Here is a 6,701-nt window from a genome sequence, read left to right as displayed (position 1 = left end):
GTGTCGAGGCCTACGGTCCCGACGGCATCTAGATGGCACGGACTCCCCTCACTGACGAAGGGTAGTAGGCATCGTCGGTGCCGCTCAACTTCGACCGAACCTCCCGGATCTTCGACTTGCCGTCGCGAAGCGCCGCGTGCCCCTCATCCGTGAGCCGCCGACGAGCATCGATCAAATGGAGGCGCTGCGCGGTCGCCAGCATGAACTGAAGGTCGAAGATCTTCAGTCGCAGAACGGTCATCAGCCAGTCGTCCGTACGCGGTGGACGGTCGAGCGCGGCCAGCACGAGAAGCAAGCGCTGCGCATTGTAGGAGTCGCGGTAGCGCCCCGAACGTATGTCAGAGTGCCTCAATAGCTCCGCGATCCCGTCAAGATCCGGGGGCGCACGGTGCCCCGCCAGGCTCTCCTGCTGCCCCGGCGTCAGGCGCCGATGCCCTTCCGCGAAAAAGCCGACCCACGGCTGCACCACGGGTGTGCCCGCCCACAGGATGTTCGGCAGATTATTCGGCAGCGTATGGCCGATGACCAGCAGTGACTCGCTCCGCTTATAGCCGAGTTCGAGGGACTTCCTAATGGCGTACCGGCTGGCGTACCGGCGGCAGAGGTCACGGACCTCGTTGCGTTCGGCCGGGGTCCAGCGCGCGGAGCTGAAGTCTCCGCCGAACTCGACGGATCTGATGTCATCGGCAAGTCGATGGCGACTCACGGTGCGCATGCCCAATGGAGAACACGCGTAGGTGACGATCACGAACGTGACCAGCTTGTAGGATCGCCAACTACGAATTGATGGGTTTGCCCACCATTTGTCGAGGTATCCCGTGATGGTACTGCCCGACGCGATGTTGTCGTCGATGAGCACGACCGTCCGCACTCGATGCTCCCGCAACTCCTCGATCTGCGGCAACGCCATCACCGATCCCGAACGTCGCAGGGTCTTCGACACCTCGCTGATGATGTTCGCGGTGATGTGCTCGCTGCCGTCCAACGGGCCGTAGGGCCGGTCCGGGAACGGCTCGGAGTACGCCAGTTCCTTGTCAACTGGCCGTACCGGATAAAACGCTACCGGCCCGGCGGCTGCGGCCTGGGCGGCGACGTCGTGCATCAGCTGCTTCATGCCGGCACGGAATTCATCGGAAGAGACGAATCGCAGCGAGTCAAGGAGCCGGGCCGCTACGGGCTGGTCAGCGGGGAGGAAGTTGTTCAGCCAAAGTCGTCCCTCCTGCGTGTCGCTGAGGCGATCGGCCACCACGAGATGAGTCTACTTCAGCGAGCTTCACCGGGTCACATGCTGAGTGGCTGCTAGACCCTGTGGCCGTTAATCCCCGGGACTGATGGCGAGCAGCGACCGACTCAAACAGGGATAGCCCCTCGACGGAATCCACGATGGGCGCAATGATCGGGGACTTGACGGCCAACCAAGGCTGGTGGACCGCAGCCGCTTGCCGGCGTTGCTCCCCACGCCCGTAGGGGTATGCCGGTGACCACGACGCCGAGCAGCGCCGAGATGGCGTGCTGCCCATGCCCCTGGGGTGGGACGTCGTAGTCTCGTCGCGCATCTGCTGTTCCGCTGTGCTCCCGACGCCCGTGGGGGTGGGCCATCGGCGGACTTGAGCCTGCGGCACCCCGCCGTGCTCTCCACGCTCGTGGGGGTGGCCGTCCCGGTCGACGATCAACCGCCGCAGGTCGTCACGGACAGCGTCAGCGTCCCACACCGCCCGGAAGAGCAGCCGCTGCATCGCGTCCGGCCGGGCGTGTCCAGCCTGCTCCGCCAACTGCCAGCACGTCTTCACCTCAAGATCGGACAGCAGCCCCGTCACGAACGCCGCCGTACGACGAGGCTCCACCCGCCCGAACCGACCCGCGAACGAGTCGAGTACCCCGGCCAGAATCCGCTGCCACCGGGCAGGGTTTACGCTGTGGCGCCCGGCCACCACACGATCTTCAGTCAGGTCCACAACCGTTGATGATCAGCGGTGGCCGCCTATCGAGGCGAGGGCGATGTGGGCACCTTTGGAACCGGACCGTTCAGCAGTGACGGCGCACTGGACTTCCTTGACGAACTAGCCGAGCGAGCGCCACAACAGCGCGTCGAGGCACTGCGGCACATGCTCGGCTACGTCCTAGCCAACCGCGGCCTCCTCTGGCGGGAGTACTTCCCCGACCAAGTAGTCGCGGCGGCAGCCCTCGTGGCCACTACCCTTCCCGGCGGCGAGCAGCTACAGCACCGCCTTTCGCAAGTGTCCGACGATCCAAGCGCAGTGATTCTGCCCGAGCCAGTGCCCGACCTTGCCACGTCCGCGCTCGATGCGCTGCTTCGTGGCCGGTCCCGGCGGACCCTGGCATCAAGGATGGACGACCGAGACCGACCAGGCCGAGGTGCAGCAGACCATCGACGGTCTTACCGCCATCCTCGAAGCAGCGAACTCGTAAAGACCGCCAGAGACACCATGTCAACCGAAGATCGCGAACGGCGGCTGCCGTACTAGTACTCCAGCCGCATGCCCACGATCGTCGACCTTGTCAGCGGCAGATCCGGATACCTCGCTAGGTGCGATGTTTCAAGACGGACGGCGGTTGGTTGCTCCGCCTGGCTGACTCAGGCCGGGCCACCCGGAGCATCGGGCAACGCGAACCAGCGGCCCTCAACCACCTCACGTAGGTAACCATCGCGGGCAAGGTCGATACACGCCTCGACGATCTCCTCATGGTTGTAGCCGTCATCGGCGGCTTCGTCGAGGAACCAGCGAATACGCCATGCGTCGAATGCTTCGACCTCGCGCCCGAGGACGGGATCGGTGACCAGGTCGACGTCGACCACCCTGCGGTCGGAGCTGACCATGCGGCACCCCGCGCCGTGGACGGTGTACTCGATCCCGCTGTGGGTGAGGCCTTGCCGGGGCAGTTCCCGGCGCGAGCGAACCGCCGCCAGAAGATCCGCGATGTCCGCGATGGGGAGCAAGTCGGCAAGTAGGCGACCACGTATATCGCGCAAATCAGCGGCGAACCGCCGAACAGCGGCAGTCGATGAGGCATCCCGCGCCATGCCGTCCAGTATGAGGATCCTGCCCACAGGTGTGATCACCCTTGGTCACCGGACATCCTCTGATCGGCACACGAGTTTGCGCTGAAGCAACCGAGCCGGCTTGCACAGCATGACCTCTCGCGGCCGAACGGAGGCCACGCTCAGCAGATCCCGAGCGCGCACACGGAGGGTGTCGCGCACCTAAGCGAAAGACCTGCGAGGGCCTCCCTCACGTCAGGTCCTCGCGCTCGGGTCTATCGACCGTCCTGGGTGGTCGTGCTCCGCGACCCGTTCCCCGGAGAGGACGTCATCGGGTCGAAGTTGGTCACCTCCAGAGCCTGTAACGATCGCGTGAGACCCGTTGAGCTCCACCACCACGAGGTCCACGTCCCGCTCCTGCCTGCCGTGTTCGTCGCAGGCGCGGTCGAAGCGGTCCCCAGGACGAGCCCAGTGGCGCGGGTGAAACCCCGGCTCACCCTCCAGGCGCCAACCCTCAGCGAGAACCCGGACAGACTCGACGAAGAAACTCAGACGCTCGATGCGCACAGGTTAAATGCTGCAGGACCTCGGACGAGACCGCCATCCGACGCCGCGCCTTATCGTCGCTGCCGTATCGGCACTGGGCTACGCTGTCCGTTGCCATCATGATCGCGAGGTTGAGCGCAGCCTGCTGCGGTCCGGCATACGTGATGGGCGCAGCCGGTCGCGCCAAATCTGACGGGCGCGACGAGCGGAGCCTGTGCCACCATTCTCATCGTGCGCGTCATGCTAGACACCAATCTCTGGTCCTCCATCGGCGACGACGGGGTGGCTCACACGTTCGATGGTCTGATGGCGGCGCACGACCTTGAGGTTGTCGTGGCACCGAGCACCCTGATGGAGGTCATCCGGCTTCCAGTGCCGCATGCGCGGCAGCGGATCATCAGCGCGATGGGAACCGGTCCACGTCGTCGACTCGCGACCGAAGCGGAGTCAGAGTCGGCGGAGGTAATTTCGGAGGTTCGTCGGCATCGGCCGCACTGGCTGCGCTCGATGCCAGACACCGACCGAGCGGCGTCTCTTCATACCTTGTGGACGAAGCAGATGTGGCGCAAGGCATTTCACGACTCGCAGTCGCTGCATGATCACGAGGTGCGCCACCAGCGTCCGAAAGCCGATTACCTCTTGCGACGCCAGCGCGAGCAGCGCACCGAAATGCTGCAGGTCAAGTTCACCATCAGACCCCTCACAGCCGTGACTGTCACGCCTGTTGCCGACGCCCCGGAGTCGTATCTCGCTGGCTGGTCCGGTGAATCGGTAGAGATGTGGCGGGTTGAATGCCGGGACCTGTACTGGCATCAGCTCGCCGTTGTAGGCAATCGAGCAGTCTTGAGCGGCGAGGACGCGACGTTCGCCGACTGGGTCGGGGCCTACGTCGACTTGCGGGTGCTGCGCTCCAGTCGCTCCGCCTTCACTGGTTTCTGGTTCAGCGAGGTCGCCATCAAGGCGATGCGGCGTAACTGGATTCGATGGGCGGCCCGACTCGCCCAAACCAGCTTCAAGATCACAAGAGGGAACCCGTTCGACGAACAGCACAGCTCCTACCTGGTCGACTGCGACCTCTTCCTGTCCGCCGATGCAGGGTACGTGTCAGTTCTGGAACTCGTGCGGTCAGATGCGCCGTTCCCGATCGCCGAGTCACGACTGGTCAGCGGAGATCGCAGTGTGCCCGTCCTCGATCGGATCGCTGCCGCCTTGTGAGAACGGACGGCTGCCTGCCGAGCAGGGCTCAGTCCTTGACCTTGGTCGGGCTCCGACGGCCCTCGACTGGGCCCAGCTTCCCTGGAGCTCCTGGATTTCAGGTCCGGTGGCGGAGTCGATGGTGGGCGTCTACCGAATCCGCCGCCCTGGTCAGGCGCGCCTCACGTACATCGGCCAAGGGCTGATCCGGGCCCGACTGGCCGCTCATGCCGCCAAGAGCCAACGTGAAGGCCACCGGCAACGCGCCGCGTTCAGCCAACCCCTCGAAAGTTCCTGGGCAGGCCTGCCTGGCTCTCCGACACAACTGCTCGAGATCGAGTGCGACCTGATCGCCAGTCACGCCCTTACATCCGGAATCGCGCCCGAGGCTCAATTTCTGGGGTGACGGAGGGTCACCTCCAGATCAACCGTCGATGCGCCGCGACCTCTTCGGTGCCGCCGAAGAGGTCTCCAACCTGAAGGGCCTGCTCAGGACGTTGTCCATGGGATCGGTGTCTCGAATGACGGAACTACGGCGGACTCCAGCAAGCTCACCCGCAACCCTCCACATCGATCCGCAGCACGCCTACAGACATGGCTTCCGGCGTACCGGGACGCCGGCGGGCGCCAGCCGTCCCGGGAGCAGCAACGCCTGACCACTTCGACCTCTACTGGGAGGTCACGCCGCACCGCTCCACTGCATCACCACAGGTCAAAGCCCTCGTCGCTGTCCGGCGTCGGTGAGCACTTCGGGCGCGGAGACCACTTCGCCAACCTGCACCCAATCTGCTCCCAGCTGCAAGGCCAGGCCAACCAACGACTCCTTACCGCCTTGACCCGCGCACACTCCCCTACCAGGCGACATAGAGCGCTGCCGACTGCGACGCAGAGCCGCAGAGCACTCTGCGGGAACCAGGACGCCGCACCGACTCTGACCTGCGGCAACGTGAAGACGCAGGCAGGGGTGGGTGCGGTTGAGCGCCGTTCGGTGCCGTTGGACGCAGTTCAAGGCTGTTCAGACCACCCCGCTGCTCCCACCCTGCTCCCCCACTCTCGGGCCCGTGGCCGGTCGTCAACAACTCCCGCGCGCTCGGTCTCGGCACTGGGATGACCTGTCCGCGGCAGATGAGCCTGCTCCTGCTGGATTCGTGCCGATCCGCTTGCGCCATGCTGGTCCCCCGCCGATCACCCGGGCACCGAAGTCGGCCTCCTTGAGGGTCCGGGACGCGACGATCTTCGGGTGGCCCGCCTTCCAGTAGACAGGTCGGAGCCGGTCGGCCGTACCCGACAGGCCCACCCGCGGAAGACCAGGGTTCGGTGTCGCAGGAAACCTCTCGATTCGAGCGCGGGCATCGACCACAATTGCCACCGTGGAACGCGAGCGCCTGGTGAAGTTGAGCAAACGGATGTCAAAGGCACTCCGGCACGATCCCGACCGCGCCGGCCTGCTGCTAGAACCGCGCGGGTCGCCAGGACGACTCCGCGATCTTCGGCGGTATGACCAGCGTGGGGATGCCGGCGTGCCAGGTGGCGTGCCAGGCGCCGGGAGGAAGCGCCAAGGTGGCACACACTTCGCCCGCCAACTCATCGGGGCTACGGCCGCGCCACGGGGTGTCGACGAAGACGTGGTAATCGCGATCGATCTGAAGGGCGACCCGGAACAACTCCTGATCGCGGTAGACGTTGGCGACCCAACTGGGTCGGAGGTTGTAGGTGAGCAGCCGCTCGCGGTGCACATCCGTCAGGACACGTCGGCCTGCCGTTCGCTGCGGCGTCGTCAGGCTGACGGCGAGGGGATGCCGCCCGCGTCGGTGATGACGTGGTGTTTCGAGCCTGGCTTGCGGCGGTCGACCGGGCTCGGACCGGTTTTGGGCCGCCCTTGAGGGCCCGGACATGGGTTCCGTCGATCACCGCCCGGGACATGTCGAGCTGGTCGGCGGCTCTCAGCTTGCCGTGCAGG

The 6,701-nt window shown here is 65.5% G+C and carries 5 protein-coding genes and 1 pseudogene; 2 read left to right on the top strand and 4 right to left on the bottom strand.

Annotated elements, in window-relative coordinates:
* Nucleotides 1-28: 28 nt before the first annotated feature.
* Nucleotides 29-1,249 carry a hypothetical protein gene (locus KBX08_RS31890; protein ID WP_210787478.1) on the bottom strand — a complete coding sequence of 407 codons (1,221 nt, stop codon included), beginning with the start codon at nucleotides 1,247-1,249 and terminating at the stop codon, nucleotides 29-31.
* A gap of 724 nt (nucleotides 1,250-1,973) precedes the next feature.
* On the opposite strand from KBX08_RS31890, the gene KBX08_RS34965 reads away from it, so the two are divergent.
* The gene (locus KBX08_RS34965) at nucleotides 1,974-2,486 is read left to right on the top strand and encodes a DUF4259 domain-containing protein (RefSeq protein WP_210787477.1); all 513 of its coding nucleotides are present in this window, start codon (nucleotides 1,974-1,976) and stop codon (nucleotides 2,484-2,486) included.
* Between the two features lie 110 nt (nucleotides 2,487-2,596).
* Here KBX08_RS34965 and KBX08_RS31880 read toward each other — a convergent pair whose 3' ends face one another.
* A complete protein-coding gene (locus KBX08_RS31880) occupies nucleotides 2,597-3,043 on the bottom strand; it encodes a hypothetical protein (protein ID WP_210787476.1) in 447 nt (148 codons plus the stop codon).
* A 735-nt stretch (nucleotides 3,044-3,778) separates the two neighbouring features.
* Between KBX08_RS31880 and KBX08_RS31875 the strand changes: the two genes are divergently transcribed.
* Nucleotides 3,779-4,762, top strand: coding sequence for a hypothetical protein (locus KBX08_RS31875; RefSeq protein ID WP_210787475.1), 984 nt, complete (start codon nucleotides 3,779-3,781; stop codon nucleotides 4,760-4,762).
* A gap of 1,430 nt (nucleotides 4,763-6,192) precedes the next feature.
* Here KBX08_RS31875 and KBX08_RS31870 read toward each other — a convergent pair.
* Both KBX08_RS31870 and KBX08_RS34210 read right to left on the bottom strand, forming a co-directional pair.
* The gene (locus KBX08_RS31870) at nucleotides 6,193-6,477 is read right to left on the bottom strand and encodes a hypothetical protein (protein ID WP_210787474.1); all 285 of its coding nucleotides are present in this window, start codon (nucleotides 6,475-6,477) and stop codon (nucleotides 6,193-6,195) included.
* Between the two features lie 56 nt (nucleotides 6,478-6,533).
* Nucleotides 6,534-6,701: pseudogene (locus tag KBX08_RS34210) on the bottom strand (IS5/IS1182 family transposase); the annotation flags it as partial.

This window comes from Micromonospora sp. H61 (assembly GCF_018070325.1).
Taxonomy (GTDB): Bacteria; Actinomycetota; Actinomycetes; order Mycobacteriales; family Micromonosporaceae; genus Micromonospora; species Micromonospora salmantinae.
This window is presented reverse-complemented; position numbering and strand designations above follow the sequence as displayed.